At 72.1% G+C, this 19,962-nt stretch carries 19 protein-coding genes; 7 read left to right on the plus strand and 12 right to left on the minus strand.

Annotated features, from left to right (window positions below; all coding sequences use genetic code 11):
- Window positions 1-87 precede the first annotated feature (87 nt).
- Together LG388_RS08030 and LG388_RS08035 are read left to right on the plus strand one after the other, a co-directional pair.
- A complete protein-coding gene (locus LG388_RS08030) occupies window positions 88-888 on the plus strand; it encodes an SDR family oxidoreductase (RefSeq protein ID WP_225782336.1) in 801 nt (266 codons plus the stop codon).
- A gap of 175 nt (window positions 889-1,063) precedes the next feature.
- Window positions 1,064-2,128 (plus strand): porin, encoded by a 1,065-nt coding sequence (locus tag LG388_RS08035; RefSeq protein WP_225782337.1) that lies wholly within the window; start codon window positions 1,064-1,066, stop codon window positions 2,126-2,128.
- A 69-nt stretch (window positions 2,129-2,197) separates the two neighbouring features.
- Here LG388_RS08035 and LG388_RS08040 read toward each other — a convergent pair whose 3' ends face one another.
- The 5 genes from LG388_RS08040 to LG388_RS08060 all read right to left on the minus strand — a co-directional run bounded on the left by LG388_RS08040 (window position 2,198) and on the right by LG388_RS08060 (window position 6,460).
- On the minus strand, window positions 2,198-2,515 hold the full coding sequence (locus LG388_RS08040) for a GNAT family N-acetyltransferase (RefSeq protein ID WP_225782338.1): 318 nt from the start codon (window positions 2,513-2,515) through the stop codon (window positions 2,198-2,200).
- Window positions 2,516-2,608: 93 nt separating this feature from the next.
- Window positions 2,609-3,133, minus strand: a complete 525-nt coding sequence (locus LG388_RS08045) for a CinA family protein (RefSeq protein WP_225782339.1) — start codon at window positions 3,131-3,133, stop codon at window positions 2,609-2,611.
- A gap of 8 nt (window positions 3,134-3,141) precedes the next feature.
- Window positions 3,142-3,687 (minus strand): phosphatidylglycerophosphatase A, encoded by a 546-nt coding sequence (locus tag LG388_RS08050; RefSeq protein ID WP_225782340.1) that lies wholly within the window; start codon window positions 3,685-3,687, stop codon window positions 3,142-3,144.
- Between the two features lie 25 nt (window positions 3,688-3,712).
- Window positions 3,713-5,431 (minus strand): FAD-dependent oxidoreductase, encoded by a 1,719-nt coding sequence (locus LG388_RS08055; RefSeq protein ID WP_225782341.1) that lies wholly within the window; start codon window positions 5,429-5,431, stop codon window positions 3,713-3,715.
- 15 nt (window positions 5,432-5,446) lie between these two features.
- Window positions 5,447-6,460 carry a tripartite tricarboxylate transporter substrate binding protein gene (locus LG388_RS08060; RefSeq protein WP_225782342.1) on the minus strand — a complete coding sequence of 338 codons (1,014 nt, stop codon included), beginning with the start codon at window positions 6,458-6,460 and terminating at the stop codon, window positions 5,447-5,449.
- A gap of 93 nt (window positions 6,461-6,553) precedes the next feature.
- Between LG388_RS08060 and LG388_RS08065 the strand changes: the two genes are divergently transcribed.
- Entirely contained in the window at window positions 6,554-7,474 is a 921-nt protein-coding gene (locus LG388_RS08065; protein WP_225782343.1) for a LysR family transcriptional regulator, read from the plus strand.
- Here LG388_RS08065 and thiL read toward each other — a convergent pair.
- The 5 genes from thiL to apaG all read right to left on the minus strand — a co-directional run bounded on the left by thiL (window position 7,462) and on the right by apaG (window position 13,630).
- Window positions 7,462-8,427 (minus strand): thiamine-phosphate kinase, encoded by a 966-nt coding sequence (gene thiL, locus LG388_RS08070; protein WP_225782758.1) that lies wholly within the window; start codon window positions 8,425-8,427, stop codon window positions 7,462-7,464. The two genes, LG388_RS08065 and thiL, sit on opposite strands and share 13 nt — an antisense overlap.
- 190 nt (window positions 8,428-8,617) lie before the next feature.
- Window positions 8,618-9,742: a YbdK family carboxylate-amine ligase gene (locus LG388_RS08075; protein ID WP_225782759.1), complete on the minus strand. Its 1,125-nt coding sequence runs from the start codon at window positions 9,740-9,742 to the stop codon at window positions 8,618-8,620.
- An 80-nt stretch (window positions 9,743-9,822) separates the two neighbouring features.
- Window positions 9,823-11,094, minus strand: a complete 1,272-nt coding sequence (locus LG388_RS08080) for a cation:proton antiporter (RefSeq protein WP_225782344.1) — start codon at window positions 11,092-11,094, stop codon at window positions 9,823-9,825.
- A gap of 28 nt (window positions 11,095-11,122) precedes the next feature.
- Window positions 11,123-13,141: a site-specific recombinase gene (locus tag LG388_RS08085; RefSeq protein ID WP_225782345.1), complete on the minus strand. Its 2,019-nt coding sequence runs from the start codon at window positions 13,139-13,141 to the stop codon at window positions 11,123-11,125.
- An 84-nt stretch (window positions 13,142-13,225) separates the two neighbouring features.
- Window positions 13,226-13,630 (minus strand): Co2+/Mg2+ efflux protein ApaG, encoded by a 405-nt coding sequence (gene apaG, locus LG388_RS08090; RefSeq protein WP_225782346.1) that lies wholly within the window; start codon window positions 13,628-13,630, stop codon window positions 13,226-13,228.
- A gap of 77 nt (window positions 13,631-13,707) precedes the next feature.
- Between apaG and rpe the strand changes: the two genes are divergently transcribed.
- Window positions 13,708-14,406 (plus strand): ribulose-phosphate 3-epimerase, encoded by a 699-nt coding sequence (gene rpe / locus LG388_RS08095; protein ID WP_225782347.1) that lies wholly within the window; start codon window positions 13,708-13,710, stop codon window positions 14,404-14,406.
- Between the two features lie 45 nt (window positions 14,407-14,451).
- Here the strand turns inward: rpe and LG388_RS08100 are convergent, their stop codons facing one another.
- Window positions 14,452-14,727 (minus strand): hypothetical protein, encoded by a 276-nt coding sequence (locus LG388_RS08100; protein ID WP_225782348.1) that lies wholly within the window; start codon window positions 14,725-14,727, stop codon window positions 14,452-14,454.
- Between the two features lie 180 nt (window positions 14,728-14,907).
- On the opposite strand from LG388_RS08100, the gene LG388_RS08105 reads away from it, so the two are divergent.
- Window positions 14,908-15,885 (plus strand): succinylglutamate desuccinylase/aspartoacylase family protein, encoded by a 978-nt coding sequence (locus LG388_RS08105; RefSeq protein WP_225782349.1) that lies wholly within the window; start codon window positions 14,908-14,910, stop codon window positions 15,883-15,885.
- 51 nt (window positions 15,886-15,936) lie between these two features.
- Here the strand turns inward: LG388_RS08105 and LG388_RS08110 are convergent, their stop codons facing one another.
- Window positions 15,937-16,755: a transglutaminase family protein gene (locus LG388_RS08110; protein WP_225782350.1), complete on the minus strand. Its 819-nt coding sequence runs from the start codon at window positions 16,753-16,755 to the stop codon at window positions 15,937-15,939.
- 405 nt (window positions 16,756-17,160) lie between these two features.
- Between LG388_RS08110 and LG388_RS08115 the strand changes: the two genes are divergently transcribed.
- A complete protein-coding gene (locus tag LG388_RS08115; protein WP_225782351.1) occupies window positions 17,161-17,307 on the plus strand; it encodes a hypothetical protein in 147 nt (48 codons plus the stop codon).
- A 196-nt stretch (window positions 17,308-17,503) separates the two neighbouring features.
- Window positions 17,504-19,705, plus strand: coding sequence for a catalase (locus LG388_RS08120; protein WP_225782352.1), 2,202 nt, complete (start codon window positions 17,504-17,506; stop codon window positions 19,703-19,705).
- Window positions 19,706-19,962: the final 257 nt, after the last annotated feature.

Here is a 19,962-nt window from a genome sequence, read left to right on the forward strand (position 1 = left end):
CTGGCGGCGCGCTGAGCGGGCTTGCGCCCCGGCGGGGAACTGGCGGGCCCATTTGACAGCGCACCGGCCTTGCGCCCCAATGCGCGCATGGACCTCGAACTCGCAGGCAAGCATGTGCTCATCACCGGCGGCAGCAAGGGCATCGGCCTGGCCTGTGCCCGCGGCTTTTTGCAGGAGGGCGCCCGCGTCAGCCTGGTGGCGCGCAACGCCGACACACTGGCGCAGGCCGCGCTGAGCCTGACGGACGCGCGGGCCGATGCCGACAGCCTGATCGCCACCTTTCCGGTCGACCTGGGCGATGCGCAGGCCACGGTCGCGGCGCTCGATCGCATCGAGCAGGCCCACGGGCCGGTCGATGTGCTCGTCAACGCGGCCGGCGCCGCGCGGCGCACGCCGCCCGACGAGCTCACGGCCGCCAAGTGGCACGCGGCCATGGAGGCCAAATACTTCACCTACGTCCACGTCATGGACCCGCTGGTCAAGCGCATGGCCGCGCGCGGTGCGGGCGCCATCGTCAACGTGGTGGGCGCCGGCGGCAAGGTGGCCAGCCCCACGCACCTGGCCGGCGGGGCGGCCAATGCGGCGCTGATGCTGGCGAGCGCGGGGCTGGCCAACGCCTACGCATCGCGCGGCGTGCGCGTGAACGTGGTGAACCCGGGCCCGGTGGCCACCGAGCGCCTGCACGAAGGCGCCCGGGCCGAAGCGCAGCTGCTGGGCATTTCCCCCGAGGAGGCGCTGGCCCGCGCCCATCGCCGCCAGCCCCTGGGCCGTGTGGCCGAGCCGCGCGAGATTGCCGATGCCGTGCTGTTCCTCGCGTCGGCGCGCGCGAGCTACATCACGGGCGCAGTCATCGCCATGGATGGGGCGATGGTGCCGGCGGTGGTCTGAGCGCCTGTTCCGCGATCCCTTGGAGACGCTGAATAGGCTCTGAGGCGCCTGCTTCTGCCGCTGCGCTCGCGGTTCTTGCAGGCCGCTCCTGCGTCGCCGGTGTGGCGGGCGGCTTCCGCAGGCTGGCCCGCAAGTTGCAAATCCTCGTGCCTCTTCAACCAGACACGAGGAAAACATGAAGAAATGGTGCATGGCGGCCGCCGTGATGTGCGCAACGGGTGCATGGGCCCAGAGCAGCGTCACGCTGTCGGGCATTGCCGATGCCTATGTGGGCTCCATCCGCATGGCGGGCGATGCCCGCAAGACGGTGCTGGGTAGCGGGGGCATGAGCACCTCGTACTGGGGGCTGTCGGGCACGGAGGACCTGGGCGGCGGGCTCACCGCCGGCTTCAAGCTCGGCGCCTTCTACCGCATCGACACCGGGGACGCGGGCCGTTTCAACGGCGACAACTTCTTTGCGCGCGATGCCAACGTGAGCCTCTCGGGCGGCTTCGGCACGCTGTCGCTGGGCCGTTCGTCGGCGCCCAACTTCCTGCCCACGGTGCTGTTCAACCCCTTCGGCGATTCCTTCGCCTTCTCGCCGCTGGTGCTGCATTCGGCGGTGTCGGCGGCGGGCTTCCCGACCACCACCAACACGGCCGACACGGGCTGGAGCAACCAGGTCGTCTACTCCACGCCCACGTTCGGGGGCTTTCGCGCCAACCTGCACTACCAGTTCGGCGAGCAGAGCACCTCGGGCCTGCGCGACGCCAACAACCACGGCATCGACGTCTGGTACGGCGCCGGGCCGCTGTCGCTGGTGGCCTACTACGAGCGCGCGCAGATCGCCAACCCCGCAGGCACCAGCCTGATCGCGGGGGGCGACGTGCGAAAGAGCGGCATGCTGGGCGCCAGCTACGACTTCCAGTGGGCCAAGTTCTTCCTCACCTATGGCGAAGCCAAGCGCGAGCTGAGTGAAGAGCGCTTCAAGACGGTGCAGCTGGGCGTGTCGGCGCCGATCGGCGCGGGCCGCATCGCCGCCTCGGTCGCGCAGACGAAGCGCGAGATGCCGCTGTATGCCTCATGGGCCGGCTGGCCGGTCGAGTCCGGCCGTGAAGCGACGAAGCGGACCACCGCCACCGTCGGCTACGACTATTTCCTGTCCAAGCGCACCGACCTCTACGCCAACGTGATGCACGACCGCGCGACGGACGTGCACAGCGGCACCTCGTTCGGGGTGGGCGTGCGGCACCGCTTCTGAGCGGCAGCGCCGGGCAGCGCGGCGCTGCCGTCCGCGCGCCGCCCATCCGGGGGCGACGCAGCCTGCGCGTCAGATCTTGAACGCTGCGCGCACCTGCGGCTGCACCAGGTCCACGTACTCGCGGTGCTTGCGGATGTAGGCCGCGATGAACTGGCAGGCCGGGATCACGGCCTGGCCGTCGGCGCGCGCGCTGTCCAGCACATGGCGGGCGATGGCCGAGCCCACGCCCTGGCCTTCGAACTCGGGCAGCACCTCGGTGTGGCTGAAGAGCACCCCGTTGGCGAGCTGGCTGTATTCCACGTACGCGGCCAGCTTGTCGCCGTGGTGGGCCTCGTAGCGGTGGCTTTCCACGTTGTTGGAAAAGTGCAGGGCGGGGACGTCGGTCATGGTGTTCTCCTTGGGCGCGCACACGGCAGCGCCGGGCGCCCGGCAGGCGCGGGGGACCGCGGTGCGGCGGGCAGGCGGCCGCTGGCGCGAGGTTCAGCGCGCGGGCGCTTGTTGCAGCAGTTGTACCAGTGTTCTCAAGGCATGTTCCACCGTGGCGCTGCGCACGGTGGCACGGTCGCCGTCGAAGCGGCGGCGCTCGGTGCGCGCCTGGCCCTGCAACTGCCAGCCCAACCACACGGTCCCTACGGGCTTTTCGGGGGAGCCGCCCGTGGGGCCGGCCACGCCGGTGACCGACAGCGCCACCTGCGCGCGCGAACGGGCCACGGCACCCTCGGCCATGGCCCGCGCCACGGCATCGCTCACGGCGCCATGGGCGGCGATCAGCGCCGGGTCCACGCCCAGCAGCTCGGCCTTGGCCTCGTTGGAATAGGTGACGAAGCCGCGCTCGAACCAGGCGCTGGAGCCGGCGAGTTCGGTGCAGGCGGCGGCGATCAGCCCGCCCGTGCAGCTTTCGGCCGTGGCCAGCATCCAGCCGCGGGCCTGCAGCAGCTGCGCCGTGTGCGCGACCAGCGCGGGAACGTCGAGTTCGTGGAGGTCGTCGTCGAAGGTCGGGGACATGGGCAGCCTCATCCCATGCGCATGAATAGGGCGATGGCCAGCAGCGTGCAGAAGGCCGCGACCAGGTCGTCGAAGAGGATGCCCCAGCCCGCGCGCCACCAGCGCGGCTGGCCGGGCAGCGGCTTGAAGCGCTGGTCGGCCCAGCCCACGGGGCCGGGCTTGGCGGCATCGAAGAAGCGGAACAGCAGGAAGGCGGTGGCCTGCATGAAGGGGCCCGCCGGCATCAGCAGCCACAGCACGAGCCAGAAGGCGATGATCTCGTCCCACACGATGGCGCCGGGGTCGGCCACGTTCATGTGCCGGGCCGTCACGCTGCAGGCCCACCAGCCGACGGGCAGGCCGGCCAGGATCAGCCCGCCCAGCGCGGCGGGCGACAGCCACTGCTGCATCACCAGGAACGCCACCCAGGCCCACAGCGTGCCGGCCGTGCCCGGCGCGACGGGCGACAGCCCCGTGCCGGCGCCGAGCGCGATGAAGTGGGCGGGGTGCGAGAGCAGGAAGCGCGCGCTGGGGCGGCGCGGGGCGGGGGAAGGCGAAGCGGCGTCGGTCGTCATGGAGCGCTGCGCCTGGGCGGGCGGTTCAGCCCACGGCGCAAGCCCCTGATGGTATCGGCTCGTCGCCGCGCGGCGACGCGGCCCGGCGGCCGCACAGCTGCGCCACCAGCGTGGCGGCGTCGGCGGGCTGCCGGGCGCCGCGCCAGGCCACGTGCTGGTCGGCCCGGCACAGGGTGAGGGCGTGGGTGTAGGCGGCGGGCAGCGCCCCGCGCGCGTCCGCCAGGTCCACCAGCTGCAGCGGCATGCCGGCCTGGGCGGCGGCGGCCAGCAGCGCGTCCACCGGCACGGCCCGGTCGCGGCGCAGCAGGGTGTAGCCGGGGCCGAAGGCGTCGTACAGCGAGCGGCCGTCGGCCAGCCACAGGTGCGGCGCCCGGCAGCCCGGCACGGTGGAGGGGGTGAAATCGCCCATGGTGTAGGGCGGGGGCGCCTGCTCCTCGTGTGCGATCAGCGGTGAGCCGGCGTAGTAGTAGCCGAAGTTCAGGCCCGCGCAGCAGAACTGCTGCACGTTGAGTTCGTAGGCCTCGCGGCCCACCTCGGCGCGCACGGCGGCCGCCTCGGCGTCGATGCCTTCGATGTTCGGCGGCACCGCGCGGCGGGCCCGGATCATCTTCTGCGCATGGTCCATCGCGAAGTTCGAGACCTGCTCGGTGATGGGCTGGCGCTCGGCCTCGTAGGCGTCCAGCATCGCCTCGTCGCCCCAGCCCTGCAGGCAGGCCCCCAGCAGCCAGGCGAGGTTCAGGGCGTCGGCGATGCCGGCGTTCATGCCATAGCCGGCGTAGGGCACCCACAGGTGCGCGGCATCGCCCGCGATGAAGACGCGGCCGTCGCGGAAGCGGTTGGCCACCAGGCGGCGGCCCACCCAGTCCTCCTTGCTGATGACCTCGTACGTGAAGTCCGCGTCCACGCCCAGGATGTCGCGGATCGCGCGGTCGCGGTCCACCGAATCGAACTCGGGCTCCTCGGCGTGCAGGTGGTTGTGGACCAGCCAGGTGCTGTGGCCGTCGATGGCGAACACGGTGCCGCAGCGGTCCGGGTTGACCGCGTAGCAGCACCAGGCCGGTGGGCCGTCGACCAGCGCGCCCAGTTGCGGCGCACGGATGAAGGTGGACTGCACGCGCTGGATGACCGGCGTGCCTTCGAGCCTGGCGCCGATGGCCTTGCGCACGCCCGAGCTGCCGCCGTCGCAGCCGACCAGGTAGCGCGCGCGCAGGGTGCGCACCGCGCCGCTGCCCAGGTCCACGGCCTCGGCGCGCACGCCTTGCGCGTCCTGCGTGAAGCCGGTGACCTGCGTGCGGTTGAGCAAGGTCACGCCGGGCAGCGCCGCCGTGTGTTCGAGCAGGATCGGCTCCAGGTAGATCTGGTTGATGCGGTGCGGCGGCTCGGGCGTGGGCCACCAGCCGTCGGGCCCCGTGGTCTCGGTGTAGCGGTCGCGCCGGCACGGGATCGGAATGCGCGTGAGCTCGGTGCCCGTCATGCGTGTGCGAAAGACCACGTCGTTCGGGTAGTCCTCGGGCAGGCCGGCCGCGCGCAGCTTGTGCGCCACGCCCAGGCGGCGGAACTGCTCCATCGTGCGCGCCGAGACATGGTTGCACTTGACGCTGGGCGGCTCGGCGTAATGGCGCGTCTCGGCGATGAGCACCGTGGCGCCGCGCGACGCCAGGTCCATGGCCAGGGTCAGGCCCACCGGGCCGGCGCCCACGATGAGCACGTCGGCCTCCAGGGCCGTTCGGTTGTCGGAAGTCATGGGAGAAGAGGGAAATCAGTCGATCTTGATCTGGGCGCTGCGGATCACCTGGGCCCACTTGCGGGTTTCCGCGTGGATGTAGCGGGAAAAATCGGCCGGGCTGTCGGGCGCCGGTTCCACGCCCAGGTTGCGCATGGCGACCTGCAGCTGCGGATCCTTCAGCGCGCTGCCGATGTCGGCGTTCAGGCGCGCGACGATGGCTTCGGGCGTGCCGGCCGGCGCGACGACGCCGAACCAGCCGACGGCGTCATAGCCGGGCAGGCCGGCTTCGGCCGCCGTCGGCACCTCGGGCAGCATGGGCAGGCGCTGCGTGCTGGTGACCGCATAGGCCACCAGCTTGCCGGCCTTGATCTGCTGCAGCGACGAAGGCAGGTCCACCACCGCCAGCGGCACCTGGTTGGCCAGCACCGCGAGCGCGGCCGGGCCGGAGCCCTTGTAGGGCACGCCCACCAGTTTCAGGCCCGCCATCTGCTCGAACAGGGCGGCCGACAGGTGCATGGCCGTGCCGTTGCCGCCATGCGCGATCGACAGGCCGCCCGGCTGGCGCTTGGCCAGCGCGATGAGCTCGGGCAGCGTCTTGGCCTCGACGCTCGGGTGGCCCACGATCACGAAGGGAATGGCGGCCAGCATGCCCACGGGCCGGAAGTCCTTGAGCGGGTCGAAGGGCATGTCCGCATACAGGCTGCTGTTGGCCGCCAGCGCGCCGGCCGCGCCCACGCCCAGCGTGTAGCCGTCCGCGGGGGCCTTGGCCACGGCACTCAGGCCCACGTTGCCGCCGGCGCCGGGCCGGTTGTCCACCACCACGGCCTGGCCCAGGCTGTGGTTGAGCCGCGGGGTGATCATGCGCACCACCGCGTCGGCACTGCCGCCGGGCGGGAAGGTCACGACCATGCGGATGGGCTTGTCGGGGTAGGGGGCGGCGGGGCTCGGGGGCTGAGCCTGGGCCAGGGCCGGGGCCGCGCCGGCCAGCGCCAGCGCGGCCGGCAGCAGCGCCCGGCGGGCCACGCGGGCCCATGTGCATGTTTTCATGCGGATGCTCCTGTGTTGTCTCCGCGGACGATTGGACTTCTCCCTCATTCATCCGTAAATTAAAAAATTACGAATGAAATTTCAGACAAGCTGATGAATCCGCGTTTCAGCCCCACCATCCGCCAGCTGCGTGCCTTCGTCGCGGTCTACCAGCTGCGCAAGCTGGGCGCGGCGGCGCAGAAGCTGTTCGTCACGCAGTCGGCCGTGAGCATGCTGATCCGCCAGCTCGAGGAAGGCCTGGGCACGCGGCTGTTCGACCGCACCACGCGTTCGCTCCAGCCCACGGCCGCCGCGGAAGAGATGCTGGCCATGGCCGCATGCATCCTGCGCGACGTGGACGCGCTGACCACCGGCTTTCGCGAGCTGGGCACGCTGGAGCGCGGCCGCGTGTGCGTGGCCATCACGCCCACGCTGGCAGGCTTCCTCATGCCCGAGGCGGTGCGCCGCTTCGGCGTGGAGCATCCGCAGGTGCGGCTGGTGATCGACGATTGCGCGCCCGACCAGTTCGTCGCGCGCGTGCTGGGCGAGCAGGCGGACTTCGGCATCGGCACGCCCGAGCGCCCGGGCGCCGAGGTGGACACGCAGACCCTGCTGCGCGACCACCTGGCCGTGGTGTGCCGGGCCGACCACCCGCTGGCCGCGCGCCGCACGGTGCGCTGGGCCGATCTGGCGGGGCAGCCGCTCATCACGGTGCGCCCGGGCTACGGCATCCGGCCGCTGATCGACGCCACGGCGGGGCGCGCGGGCGTGGCGCTGGAGGTGCTCAACGAGGTGTCCTTCCTGTCCACCGCGCTATGGATGACGTCCAGCGGCATGGGCCCGTCGCTGATGCCCTCGGCCTATGCGCGCGCGGCGGGCGATCCGTCGCTGGTGGTGCGGCCGCTGTCGGCGCCGCGCGTGTCGCGCGACGTGATGGTCGTGACCAAGCGCGGCCGCTCGCTGTCGGCCGCGGCGCGCAGCTTCGTCGACACGCTGGCGCGCACGCTCCAGCCCGCGCAGGCTCAGCCGAAGTGATCGAAGGAGGCGAAGCGCTGCGCCACCGCGGCGCCTTGCGCGTCGACGATGCGCAGGCCGGGCGCGGCCTCGATGCGGCCGATGCGCGTGACAGGCGTGGCGCTGGCCCGGCCCGCGGCGAGCACGGCGTCATGCGCCTCGGCCGGGGCGGTGAAGGCCAGTTCGTAGTCGTCGCCGCCGGACAGGGCCAGCTGGCGCCAGGTGGCGCCGTCGAACAGGGCGGGATGCGTGGCCCGCGCCGCCACGCAAGCGGCGGCCGCGTCGGCATCCACCGTGGCGCCCACGCCGCTGGCGGCCAGCACATGGCCCAGGTCGCCGGCCAGGCCGTCGCTCAGGTCGATGGCGCTGGTCGCCAAGCCGCGCAGGGCCAGGCCCAGGGCCACGCGGGGCGTGGGCCGTTCCATGCGCGCGCGCGCGGCGGCAAAGACCTCCATCGGCACCTGCACCGTGCCGCTAAAGGCTTCCAGCGCGAGCCGCGCATCGCCCAGCGTGCCGCTGACCCACAGCTCGTCGCCCGGCCGCGCGCCGCTGCGCAGCAGGGCGGCACCCGCGGGCACTTCGCCGAACACCGTGACGCAGATGTTCAGCGGGCCGCGCGTGGTGTCGCCGCCCACCAGCTCGCAGCCATGGGCGTCGGCCAGCGCGTACAGGCCGGCCGAGAAGCCTTCCAGCCAGGCCGCATCGACGGCCGGCAAAGCCAAAGCCAATGTGAAGCCCAGCGGCGCGGCGCCGCAGGCCGCCAGGTCGCTGAGGTTCACGGCCAGCGCCTTGTGGCCCAGGCTCGTCGGGTCCACGGTGCTCAGGAAGTGGCGGCCTTCCACCAGCATGTCGCTGGACACGGCCAGCTGCATGCCGGGCGCGGGGGCCAGCAGCGCGCAGTCATCGCCGCCGCCCAGGGGCGAGCGGCGCACGGGGCGCTTGAAGTAACGCGCGATCAGGTCGAATTCACCCACGGAAGAAGTCATGGGCCAAGCATAGGCGACGGCCGGGATATGCCCCCGCAGCAGTGGCCCGAAGACCGGGCCCCGCACATGAGGCGCGGGCGACAGCCGACGCGTGCAGCGAAGTGCGGGAGGCGCCGTCGTGGCGGCGAGGGCCGGTCTGGAGGCGGGCCTGGCAGCGGGCCTGGCGGCGGCGCCGGGCTCAGCCCTCGCTCGCGCGAAAGCGCATGCCGGCCTGCCGCACCACCTCGGCCAGCAGCCGCTCCTTGCCCTGGCGTTCGCGCAGCCAGCGCGCGTCGTTCTGGCTCGCCTCCACCGAGGTGCGCAGGCGCGCGAAGGCGCGCGTGGCGTCCAACGTGGCGGCGTGCGACTCGAGCAGGGTCATGGTGCGCAGGATGTGCTCGCGCAGCGGCAGGTGGTCGCCGGTGGCCGGGTCCACGTACACGGCTTCCAGCCCGAAGCGGCAGGCCTGGAAGCGGTTGTAGGTGTAGACCAGGTAGTCGTCCTCGCTGGGCATGAAGGGCTGTTCCTGCAGGAAGTACGAGGCCAGCGCCTGCACGTAGCCGGCCAGCGCCGCGGCGCGCTCCACCGTGAGCGGGGTGTCGAAGACGCGGATCTCGATCGTGCCGTACTCGGGCTTGGGCCGGATGTCCCAGTAGAAGTCCTTCATGCTCTTGACCACGCCGGTGCGCGTCATGCGCTCGAAGTAGTGGCCGAATTCCTTCCAGCTCAGCGTGAAGGGCGCGCGGCCCGACAGCGGGAAGGCGAACACCGAATTGAGCCGCGCGGAGTCGAAGGCCGTGTCCTGCCCCTGCACGAAGGGCGAGGAGGCCGACAGCGCGATGAAGTGCGGGATGTAGCGGCTCATGCGGTGCAGCATGAGCAGCGCCGAATCGGCGTCGGGGCAGCCCACGTGCACGTGCTGGCCGAAGATGGTGAACTGCTTGGACAGGTAGCCGTACAGCTGCGACAGCTCCTGGAAGCGCGGCTTGTCGTAGATGCGCCGCTCGTGCCACTGCTGGAAGGCATGCGTGCCACCGCCCAGCACCGCGATGTTGAGCTTGTCGGCTGTCTTCACCAGTGCGTCGCGGATCGGCGTGAGCTGCGTGAGCACCTCCTCGGCCGAGTGGCACACGTCGGTGGAGATCTCGATCATGCTCGAGGTCATCTCGGGCACCACGCTGCCGGGCAGGTCGAACTGGGCCATGCCGCGCAGCATGTCCTCGGCGTAGGGCGCGAGGTCGTAGTCGTGCGTGTTGACCAGCTGCAGCTCCAGCTCGACGCCCAGCGACAGCGCCTTGGAGCTGGTGAAGGGCTCCAGCGGCACCATGCGCGCGTCGGCCTGGCTCCGCGCCGCGGGCGGCAGGTCGGCCTCGGGCAGCGGGGCGGTGGAAAAGGGAGAGGTGCTCATCGTTGCGTGTCTTCCGGCGGCGCGGGCTTGAAGGCCTCGGGCGCCCAGGGGCGCGAACTTTCCCGGGCGCCATAGATGGCGACGGTGGCCAGCACCGCGCCGAACACCTCCATCAGCAGGATGGCGGGCAGCGCGATCTGCGTGATCATGGCGCCCAGCAGCGGCGAGGCGATGACGAAGTTGGACGTGATCAGCAGCGCGATGGACGACAGCGGCGACATCGCGCAGCCCATCCACACGGCCTGCCTCCAGCTGGCACCGCTGCCGGGGTTGGCGATGGCCACGCCTGCGATCTTGGCCACCGCGCGCACGCCCACCAGGGCCAGCACGGTGGTGGCCACGTGCAGGTTCCAGGGGGCCTGCGCGGCCACCATCGAGACCAGCACGAACATCAGCATGGTGATGAGCGAGGCAGCCGTGCCCAACTGCCGCGGCCAGGCCCAGGGGCGGGGCGAGAGCAGCTTGAGCAGCACGCCGCCCAGCAGCGCCGCCAGCGGCGAGGCGCCGCCCAGGTAGGTGGAGACGGCCGCGCCGGCGCCGATGATGGCCAGCAGCAGGATGGCGGTGTTCTCGCTGGTCGGGCTCATCACGCGCAGGGCCGAGCGCAGCGCCAGCGCCATCAGCGCGCCCACCACGAAGGACAGGCCCAGCACCACCAGCACGGCATGCAGCGTCTGCGCCGGGCCCTGCGGGCCGCGTTCGATCCAGCTGGCCTGCGTGTAGCCCAGCACCAGCGCATAGAGCGTGTTGAGCGTGGACAAGGCCAGCGCGCGCTCCGTCACCGGGCCCGAGGCGCGCGTGTCGATGGCCACGCGCATCAGCACCGCGGGCGCCGCCGCCACGGCCACGATGGCCAGCGGCGCGGCCACGGGGTGCGGCACGTCGAAGAAATGCAGCGTCCAGAAGACGGCGAAATAGGTCAGGGTGGCCTCGACGAGGCTTTGCACCAGCACCATCGGGTTGTGGCGGAACCAGCCCAGCGGCAGCCGCCCGCCGGCTTCGAAGAGCACGATGGCCACGCCCAGCTCCAGCAGGAACAGGGCGGTGCCCTGCAGCGGCCAGACGGCGCCTTCGAAGCCCGCCAGGCCCGCTATGGCGCCCACCACCGTGTAGCCGACCAGCTTGGGCAGCCCGATGTAGCGCTGCACCAGATGCCCGACGGCCGCCGCCACCGCCACCAGCAGCGCCCACCACACCGTGGGCAGGCCGGCCGTGGGGCGTATCCATTCGGCCCAGAAGCCGGCGAGTTCGGTGGGGAGGAAGGACATGCAGCGTGTGAAGGAAGGATCGTCGGGATCAGCCGGCGCGCGCCGGCACGAAGAAACTCAGCGGCCGGTGGCGCCAGCGCGCCCAGATGGCCGAACGGATGCGTGCGCGCTGCACCTGCCCCACGTTGTGGGCCCGCAGCGCCAGGCGGAAGGCGAGGTAGAAGCTTACGCTGACGTTGAGCGCGCCGATCACCGGGATCGCCGCAAGGGCCCAGCCCAGCGCCGGGCTTTGCAGCACCGCCGGCCCCAGGGCCGCGGCGGCCGCCGCGATCTGGCCGGCCGACAGGGTGACGTGGCGCACGTCCAGCCCGAGTCCGAAGAAGGCGGCCACGGGCGGCACCAGGCCCAGCATCAGGCCCAGCGCGGTGTTCGATGTCAGTCCCGAGATGTTCTGCCGCATGAAAGTCGCCCAGCGATCGGCGCGCGCCGCTCCCAACAGCCGCACGATGCGGGGGTTGTAACGCAGGGCCGAGTCCAGCCTGTGCAGGACAAAGGCGTTTTCCACCCAGCCCGCCACGATGCTGGCCGCGAACAGCAACACGCCCGTGAAGGCCGCGAACAGGGCCGTGGGGCCGGCGAGCGACAGGCCCTCGAGCACCTTGTGCGCATAGGCCGGCTCCACCATGGGCCGCCCCAGCGTGAGCCAGAGCAGGCCCGTGAGCGCCAGCACGGCCGGCACCACGACCGTCACGTTGCCGACCACCGCCGCCACCTGCGAGCGCACCAGGTGCGTCACTTCGCTGACGAAATCCTCGATCGCCGCATCGTCCCGCAGGTCGCGCAGCTTGGCCGCCATGGCCGGCGCCGTCATGGCGGGCTGCTTGGTGGCCAGCGTCAGGTGCAGCAGCTGGATGGCGATGAAGCTGCCCGCATACATGAGGCCGGCCGCGAGCCCGCCCCAGAAGGCCGACAGGCCCAGCGCCAGCAGCGCGAACTTCATCAGCACCGTCAGCCCCGTCATCGCGCCGCCACCCGCGGCCTGGCGCAGCATGCGGCCGTAGGCGGCGCGGTCGCGCGTGATGTAGTGCTCGCCGGTCTCGGCGCTGCGCTCGGCCACCTTGGCGGCCAGCAGCGAGGAATTGCTGGCGATGAGCGCGCGCACGCTTTGGCGCTCGCTGCCGGCGGCGATCAGCCGCGTAAGCAGCCGCGCCACGCTGGGCCCGGGCTGCGGCGCGATCAGGCAGTCGAGCAGTTCGCGGATGCGCAGGATGCGTTCGCGCAGCTGCCGCAGCCGGAACACCAGGCCCACGGAGATGCCGTTCTCCTCGAAATGCTCGTACACCGTGGCCGAGGCGGCGCGGCAGGCTTCCAGCCGCTCGCGGAAGGCGGTGAAGGCGGCCTGCAGCGCGGCGTCGTCGGCGGGCACGCGCAGCAGCTCGTGGTGCAGCCGCTCCAGGTCGTTCATCAGCGCGTGGAAGGGCCGCGCGTCGCGCGCGGCGGCGCTCATGCGCAGGCGCAGCTCGGGCGAAAAGCCAGTGGCCGCCACCTGGCTGGTGCAGTACAGCACGGCGTCGACCAGCACATGGCGCCAGCGCGGGGCCTCGGGGCCGGTCCCGGCTTCGCCCGTGGCAGCAAGCGCAGGCGCGGCCGCCTGCGCATCGCCCAGCAGCGCGCCGATGCGCGCCAGCTGGCGCTCGGGCAGCCGCGCGATCCAGCGCGCATCGAAGTCGCCGGGCAGCACCAGGCGGAACAGCTCGCTGGCATCGGCCGTCTCGGGCGTGCCCGGCAGCAGCTTGTGGCGCAGGCGCAGCGCCAGCTCGCTCAGAAAAGCGGTGCGCGGCGCGAAGCCGTGGTCCGCCAGCAGGGCCGCCAGGTCCACCTCGCGCGTGAAGCGCAGCCACCAGCGGCGCACGCGCGCGGACAGTTCGGCGCGGGCGTCCACCGCGTCCAGCAGCAGTTCCACGCGGCCCGCCGCGGCTTCGGGCGCGGCACCGTCGCCGCGGATCCAGTCGAACAGCGCGATGAGCCACAGGTGGCGTTGCGCGAGGCCGGCCTCGGGATCGAGCTGGCTCAGCAGGCTGGAAAGATCGCGCGCGGCGGCGGGCATGGCAGGGGCAGGGCTCCAGGCAGGTTCAACGGAAAGCGGCCGCGGCGCATGCGCGGCCCCGGCGGCCGGCGCGCGCCGGCCCGGTCAGTGCAGCACGCGCGGCGTGCCGCCGGCCGTGCCGGCGGGCGCGTCGGCTTCGAGCAGGAACATCGGGATCGGCACGTCATGGCGCTCGCCGTGTTCGCTGACCACGAAATAGCTGCCGTGCATGGTGCCGCTGGGTGCCTTGAGCCGGCAGCCGCTGGTGTAGCGGAACGATTCGCCCGGCGCCAGAAGCGGCTGCTGGCCCACCACGCCCAGGCCCTTGACCTCCTGCGTGTGGCCCGAGGCGTCGCTGATGAGCCAGTGGCGCGCGATCAGCTGCACCGCAACCGTCGCGGTGTTGGTCACCGTGATCGTGTACGAGAAGGTGTACAGGCCCGCCTCGGGCGCGGACTGGTCCGCGAGGAACCGCGGTTCGACGTCGATGCGCAAGGGGGAGCTGGCCATGCCCGCGATGTTAGCAACGGCTGCCGGCCTTCCCGCGCGGCCGGCCGCGCATGCACGCGCACTGCGACAATGGCCGCATGAGCAGCCCCACCTTCCGCATCGCGCCGTCCATCCTGTCGGCCGATTTCGCCCGCCTGGGCGCCGAAGTGAGCGACGTGATCGCCGCCGGTGCCGACTGGATACATTTCGACGTGATGGACAACCATTACGTGCCCAACCTGACCTTCGGCCCGATGGTGTGCGAGGCGCTCAAGCCCCATGCCAGGACGCCCGACGGCCAGGCCGTGCCCATCGACGTGCACCTGATGATCCAGCCCGTGGACGCGCTGGCCGCCGCCTTCGCCAAGGCGGGCGCGGACTACATCAGCTTCCACCCCGACGCCTCGCCGCACGTGCACCGCAGCATCCAGGCCATCAAGGCTGCGGGCTGCAAGGCCGGGCTGGTGTTCAACCCCGGCGCGGGCCTGGAGCCGCTGGACTGGGCGATCGACGACATCGACCTGGTCCTGATCATGAGCGTGAACCCGGGCTTCGGCGGCCAGAGCTTCATCGACTCGGCGCTGCGCAAGATCGAGCAGGCGCGCAAGCGCATCGAGGCCAGCGGGCGCGACATCCGCCTCGAAGTGGACGGCGGCATCAAGACCGAGAACATCGCGCGCGTGGCGGCCGCCGGGGCCGACACCTTCGTGGCCGGCAGCGCCATCTTCAACGCGCCCGACTACGCGGGCGTGATCGAGGCCATGCGCGGGCAACTGCGCGGCGTGCCGGCGCGCTGAGCGTTTCCCGGCGCCGTGCCGGCGCGCCGCCAGGACGCCGGCGCCTCAGGGCGCCAGTTTCTTGCGCAGCCTGTCCATCACCGGCCCGCGGTCGGTGTCGACCAGGCCGCTCTCCACGTCCTCGTGGGCCTGGCGGCCGACTTCCGTGGGCTGGCCGTCGGGCGGTGTCTGGCTGTCGGCGGACTGGTCGCGCTCGTGCGGCAGGCGCGGGGACGATTCGCCGTTCTGCCGGGTGGTGGTCTGCCCTTCGCGCAGGTCGTTTCGCGTGTCGGGCGTGTCGGGCGTGTCGGGCGTGTCGGGGCGGTCTTGCGTGCGGGCCATGCAGCCTCCTGGGGTGGCGCCGCCGGACGGATGGGCCGCGAGGGCCCGGGCGCCGCGGCGCGGTGGAATCGATGGCTCGATGCTCTGCGCCAGCGCGCAGCCCGCCGGTAGGACGCCTCGCGCAGCGGCTGTCGGCCTGCGCGGCGAAGGGCAGGCGCCGGGCACGCCCATAATCCCCGCATGCCCGCCACCCCCCTTGACGACACGCTGCGCGTGTTCAGCTTCAGCAGCCTGACGCCGGGGCCCCGCCTGCTGGTGATCGGCGGCGTGCATGGCGACGAGACCAGCGGCACCGCCGGCATCGAGCGCGTGCTGGACGAACTGCAGCGCGGCGCGCTGTCGCTCGCCTGCGGCCAACTCACGCTGGTGCCCGTGGCCAACCCGCTGGCGCGGCGGCGCCTGGCGCGCGAAGGCGAGCGCAACCTCAACCGCAGCTTCGCGCCCACCGACGCGCCGCAGGACAACGAAGACCGCATCACCCGGTTGCTGGCCCCGGTGATCGACCGGCACGAGGTGCTGCTGGACCTGCACTCCTTCGAAAGCCCGGGCGAGGCGTTCGCGATGATCGGCCCGCGCGACAACGACGGCGCGCTCGAGCCCTTCCACCGCGCGCGCGAGGAAGGCCGCCTGGCCTGGCACATCGGCACGCCCACCGTCGTCGAGGGCTGGCTGGAGATCTACGCAGCCGGGCTGGCGCAGCGCGGCGGGGGCGTGCCGCCGACGGCGCAGGAGATCGCCTATGGCTGCGGCACCAACGAATACATGCGCAGCCGCAGCGGCTATGCCGTGACGCTGGAATGCGGCCAGCACCGCGACCCGCAGGCGCCCGAGGTGGCCTGGCGCGCCATCCGCCGCACGCTGGCGCTGCTGCAGATGGCGCCGCTGCCGCCCGGGCTGGCCGCGCTGCCGGTGCCGGCCGCGCCGCGCGTGCTGCGCCTGCACAGCGTGGTGGACCGGCTGCATGCCGGCGACCGCTTCGTGCGCGAATGGGCCACTTTCGATCCCGTGCAGGCCGGCCAGACCGTGGGCCACCGCGCCGACGGCACGCCGGTGCGCGCGCCCGGCGAGGGCTTCATCGTGTTCCCCAATCCGCTCGCCCTGCCGGGCACGGAGTGGTTCTACTTCGCCACGGCGAGCGACCGGCGGCTCGACGCCTGAAGGGGCGCCGCGGCGCCGCCCCGGCCCGCAATGCCGCCGCAGGCGCAAGGTTCAGGGCGCTTCCAGTTCGGTGACGACGTCGAAGCGCAGCAGCTGGTGCTCGCCGAACACCATCGTGATCGGCACGTCGGCGGCGTCGCGGCCGCGCGCGATCACGATGCGGCCGATGCGCGGCCGGTTGTGGCGCGCATCCACGCTGTACCAGCGCCCGCCCAGCCACACTTCGAACCAGGCGCTGAAGTCCATCGGATGGTGCGCGGGCGGCACGCCGATGTCGCCCAGGTAGCCCGTGACGTAGCGCGCCGGAATGTTGAGGCAGCGGCACAGCGTGAGCGCCAGGTGCGTGAAGTCGCGGCACACGCCCACCCGCTCGTGGAAGGCGCCGCGTGCGCTGCGCGTGGGCTGGGCGCATTGGTAGTCGAAGCGCAGGTGCGCATGCACGAAGTCGCACACCGCCTGCACGCGCGGCCAGCCCGCGGGCAGCGCGCCGAACCGTTGCCACGCGAAGGCCATGAGTTCGCTGTCCACCTCGCAGTAGCGGCTGGGCAGCAGGAAGGCCAGCGTCTCGGGCGGCAACCGGTCCACGGGCCAGGCCGGCGCGTCGGCGGGCACGGGGTCGGGCAGGCCGCTGTCGTTCACCAGCGCGCGGGCGTGCAGCGCCAGGCGCGTCACGCCCTCGGGCACGCGCACGCGCACGCAGCGGTTGCCGAAGGCGTCGGTGTAGCCGTCGCGCATCAGCGGCGGCTCGAGCCGGGGCGTGTCCACGGCCAGCAGGTCCTGCGCGCGGTCGGGGTGCACCTGCAGCAGGAAGACCACGGCCGTGGGGGGCTGCAGGCCCAGTTCGATGTCGTAGCCGATGCGGATGCGCATGGGGCAAGGCTGCAAGGGATGGGTGAGCGGGTGAGTGCAAGAGATCCGCACGCGGGGCGGGCGAAGGCGGCCCGTTCCTGAATGCGGAGCGGTGCCCGTGCCTGCATCCTGGGCGAGCGGGCACGCGGGCGCTGCGCTCGCACAGCCCGTGCGCGCGTAGGCGCCGCGCGCGTCGGGTCGGCGGCTTCCTACTCATGCGCCATGGCGTCTCCCACGGTCGCCAGCGGGCCGCCACTACGAGAAGGCGCCGATGGGGCTCCTAAGCTTGGCTCCACCGCAGCAAAGGACCTCCCCCCGGCACGGCGGGCGCCGCCGCATGACGGCCCGCCGGACCACGAGACGAGGTCTCCAGGGACATGCGGCCGCCATTCCCTCTTTTTGTTCTTCATGTTCCCAGGAGCATCCATGGACCTCGCCGCCTCCCTCTTCGCGAACTGGCCCCCGCATCTGGACGAACTGCTCATCTGGGGCGTTGCCGGTGTGGCCGCCTGCCTGGCGGTCGTGGCCCTGGTCAATGCGCTGGAAATGCTGTTCGACAGCGAGATGTCCTGAAGGCGCGCGCGGTGCCCGGAGCGCCGCCGCGCGCGCCTGACGCGCGCAGGCGGCGCCGCCACGCTCCCCCGGGGCGGACCGCGCCCCGGGCCTCCGCGATCGCCGCCGTTGTTGCGCGGCCCCCGTTTCGGCGCGAAAGCCTGGTCCCGGTACTGCGCTTCGAAGCGTGGGGCGATGATTTTTCGGAACCCACACCATGCCCAGAAGCCCTGTCTCCTCCCGTCCCCCTTCCTCGCGCCGAACGGCCGTCTCGTCCGATCCCTCGCAGGCCAAGCAGGCCCAGCTCGCGCAGGCCAGCCAGGGCAACGAACTGCCTCTGCCACACCTGAGCACCAACCAGGGCGTGCGCATCGCCGACAACCACAACTCGCTGCGCGCCGGCGCGCGCGGGCCCACGCTGCTCGAGGACTTCATCCTGCGCGAGAAGATCTCGCACTTCGGCCACGAGCGCATCCCCGAGCGCGCCGTGTATGCCCGCGGGAGTGCGGCGCACGGGCATTTCCAGGTCTACAAGTCGATGTCGCAGTTCACCAGCGCCGACTTCCTGCAGGAGCCCGGCCAGCGCACCCCGGTGTTCGTGCGCTTTTCCACCGTGGCCGGCGGCGCGGGCTCGGCCGACACGGTGCGCGACGTGCGCGGCTTCGCGGTCAAGTTCTACACCCGCGCCGGCAACTACGACCTGGTGGGCAACAACATCCCGGTCTTCTTCATCCAGGACGCGATGAAGTTCCCCGACCTCGTGCATGCGCTCAAGCCCGAGCCGCACCACGGCATGCCGCAGGCGGCCAGCGCGCACGACACCTTCTGGGATTTCGTCTCGCTGATGCCCGAGACCACGCACATGCTGCTGTGGGCGATGAGCGACCGCACGCTGCCGCGCAGCCTGCGCATGATGCAGGGCTTTGGCGTGCACACCTTCCGCTGGGTCAACGCGCATGGCGACGCGCATTTCGTGAAGTACCACTGGACACCCAAGCTGGGCATCCACGCCCTGGCCTGGGACGAGGCGCAGAAGATCGCGGGCAAGGACCCGGACTTCCACCGGCGCGACCTGTGGAACGCCATCGCCGCCGGCCACTTCCCCGAATGGGAGCTGGGCGTGCAGCTGATCCCGCAGGACAAGGAACACAGCCTGGGCATCGACCTGCTCGATCCGACCAAGCTCGTCCCGGCCGAGCTGGTGCCCATCACGCCCGTGGGCAAGCTGGTGCTGGACCGCAACCCCGACAACTTCTTCGCCGAGACCGAGCAGGTGGCCTTCCACCCGGGCCACGTGGTGCCGGGCATCGACTTCACGAACGACCCGCTGCTGCAGGGCCGCCTGTTCAGCTACACCGACACGCAGGTCTCGCGCCTGGGCGGCCCCAACTTCCACCAGCTGCCCATCAACCGCGGCGTGTGCCCGGTGCACAACTTCCAGCGCGACGGCCTGCACCAGCAGAGCGTGCCGCAGGGCCACGTGGCCTATGAGCCCAACACCCTGGCCAACGGCAGCGAGTTCCGTGTCGACGGCGACAGCGAAGGCTTCGTGACCTGGCCCGAGGCCGTGGAGTCGCCCAAGCTGCGCGAGCGCAGCGCCAGCTTCGACGACCATTTCTCCCAGGCGCGCCTGTTCTTCGCCAGCCAGAGTGCGGTGGAGCGCGAGCACATCGTCGCGGCCTTCCGCTTCGAGCTGGGCAAGGTGACGGTGCCGGCCGTGCGCCAGCGCATGGTCGACAACCTCGCGCACGTGGACGAGAAGCTGGCCCGCCGCGTGGCCGAGGCGCTGGGCATTCATCCCCCCGACGCACGGGCCGCCGCGGGCCGCGCGGGCTTTCGCCATGCCGAGGCGAACCTGCCGCTGGAGGAAGCGCCGTCGCTGCGCATGGTGGGCACGGGCGACGGCTCGGTGCGCACGCGGCAGATCGCGATCCTGGTGGCCGACGGGGTGGATTCGGCCTCGCTCAAGCCGCTGCGCGACGGGCTCACCGCCGCCGGCGCGCAATGCACCGTGGTCGGGCCGTGGCTGGGGGCCGTGCGCAGCGCGAGCCAGCGCAAGCTGGAGGTGGACGCCACCTTCGCCGCCATGCCTTCGGTGATGTTCGACGCGGTGCTGATCCCGGCCGGCGAGCAGGGCGCGCAGGCGCTTTCGGCCCTCGGCGACGCCGTGCATTTCGTGCACGAGGCCTACAGGCACTGCAAGACGGTGTGCGCGGTGGGCGAAGGCGCGCAGCTGCTCAAGGGGCTGCCGCTGCCGTCCGAGGGCGCGGCAGAGGTGCCGGGCGTGCTGCGGGTGCCGACGCCGGCCGTGAGCACGGGCGACACCGAGGCCGTGCCGGCCATCGTGCAGCAGTTCGTGCAGGCCCTGTCCAGGCACCGCCACTGGGAGCGCCCGGGCCTGGACCAGGTCGCGGCCTGAAGGCGCGCGGGGCGGCTGGGAAGCCCCCTCCGTCGAGTGCCCTAGGCTTTTCGACCTAGCCGGAATTGCATCTGGCGCCGCCCGCAGGCGCTGCCTAAAGTCTGCCCACCAGGCATGAGGGGCCGGCGCCGCCGGCTCCCCGGGGCGGCTGCCTTCGCAGATGGCCTCGGCGCGCTGGGGTGCGGAGGCGGAATGTATCAGTGGTATGGCCGAGGGGGCGCGTCCTGGCTGCGCCCGTCAGGGGGCGGCGGGGCTGG

The sequence above is a fragment of the Xenophilus sp. Marseille-Q4582 genome, assembly GCF_916700565.1.
Taxonomy (GTDB): domain Bacteria; phylum Pseudomonadota; class Gammaproteobacteria; order Burkholderiales; family Burkholderiaceae_C; genus Xenophilus.

What these genes read in the sequence shown, in the direction of transcription:
- LG388_RS08115 (WP_225782351.1), top strand. Translation starts at nt 17,161, where the DNA reads ATGGACCTCGCCGCCTCCCTCTTCGCGAACTGGCCCCCGCATCTGGAC.
- LG388_RS08035 (WP_225782337.1), top strand. Translation starts at nt 1,064, where the DNA reads ATGAAGAAATGGTGCATGGCGGCCGCCGTGATGTGCGCAACGGGTGCA.
- LG388_RS08085 (WP_225782345.1), bottom strand. Translation starts at nt 13,141, where the DNA reads ATGCCCGCCGCCGCGCGCGATCTTTCCAGCCTGCTGAGCCAGCTCGAT.
- LG388_RS08110 (WP_225782350.1), bottom strand. Translation starts at nt 16,755, where the DNA reads ATGCGCATCCGCATCGGCTACGACATCGAACTGGGCCTGCAGCCCCCC.
- apaG (WP_225782346.1), bottom strand. Translation starts at nt 13,630, where the DNA reads ATGGCCAGCTCCCCCTTGCGCATCGACGTCGAACCGCGGTTCCTCGCG.
- LG388_RS08055 (WP_225782341.1), bottom strand. Translation starts at nt 5,431, where the DNA reads ATGACTTCCGACAACCGAACGGCCCTGGAGGCCGACGTGCTCATCGTG.
- LG388_RS08105 (WP_225782349.1), top strand. Translation starts at nt 14,908, where the DNA reads ATGCCCGCCACCCCCCTTGACGACACGCTGCGCGTGTTCAGCTTCAGC.
- LG388_RS08065 (WP_225782343.1), top strand. Translation starts at nt 6,554, where the DNA reads ATGAATCCGCGTTTCAGCCCCACCATCCGCCAGCTGCGTGCCTTCGTC.
- LG388_RS08030 (WP_225782336.1), top strand. Translation starts at nt 88, where the DNA reads ATGGACCTCGAACTCGCAGGCAAGCATGTGCTCATCACCGGCGGCAGC.
- LG388_RS08060 (WP_225782342.1), bottom strand. Translation starts at nt 6,460, where the DNA reads ATGAAAACATGCACATGGGCCCGCGTGGCCCGCCGGGCGCTGCTGCCG.
- LG388_RS08100 (WP_225782348.1), bottom strand. Translation starts at nt 14,727, where the DNA reads ATGGCCCGCACGCAAGACCGCCCCGACACGCCCGACACGCCCGACACG.
- LG388_RS08050 (WP_225782340.1), bottom strand. Translation starts at nt 3,687, where the DNA reads ATGACGACCGACGCCGCTTCGCCTTCCCCCGCCCCGCGCCGCCCCAGC.
- rpe (WP_225782347.1), top strand. Translation starts at nt 13,708, where the DNA reads ATGAGCAGCCCCACCTTCCGCATCGCGCCGTCCATCCTGTCGGCCGAT.
- LG388_RS08080 (WP_225782344.1), bottom strand. Translation starts at nt 11,094, where the DNA reads ATGTCCTTCCTCCCCACCGAACTCGCCGGCTTCTGGGCCGAATGGATA.
- LG388_RS08040 (WP_225782338.1), bottom strand. Translation starts at nt 2,515, where the DNA reads ATGACCGACGTCCCCGCCCTGCACTTTTCCAACAACGTGGAAAGCCAC.
- LG388_RS08120 (WP_225782352.1), top strand. Translation starts at nt 17,504, where the DNA reads ATGCCCAGAAGCCCTGTCTCCTCCCGTCCCCCTTCCTCGCGCCGAACG.
- LG388_RS08045 (WP_225782339.1), bottom strand. Translation starts at nt 3,133, where the DNA reads ATGTCCCCGACCTTCGACGACGACCTCCACGAACTCGACGTTCCCGCG.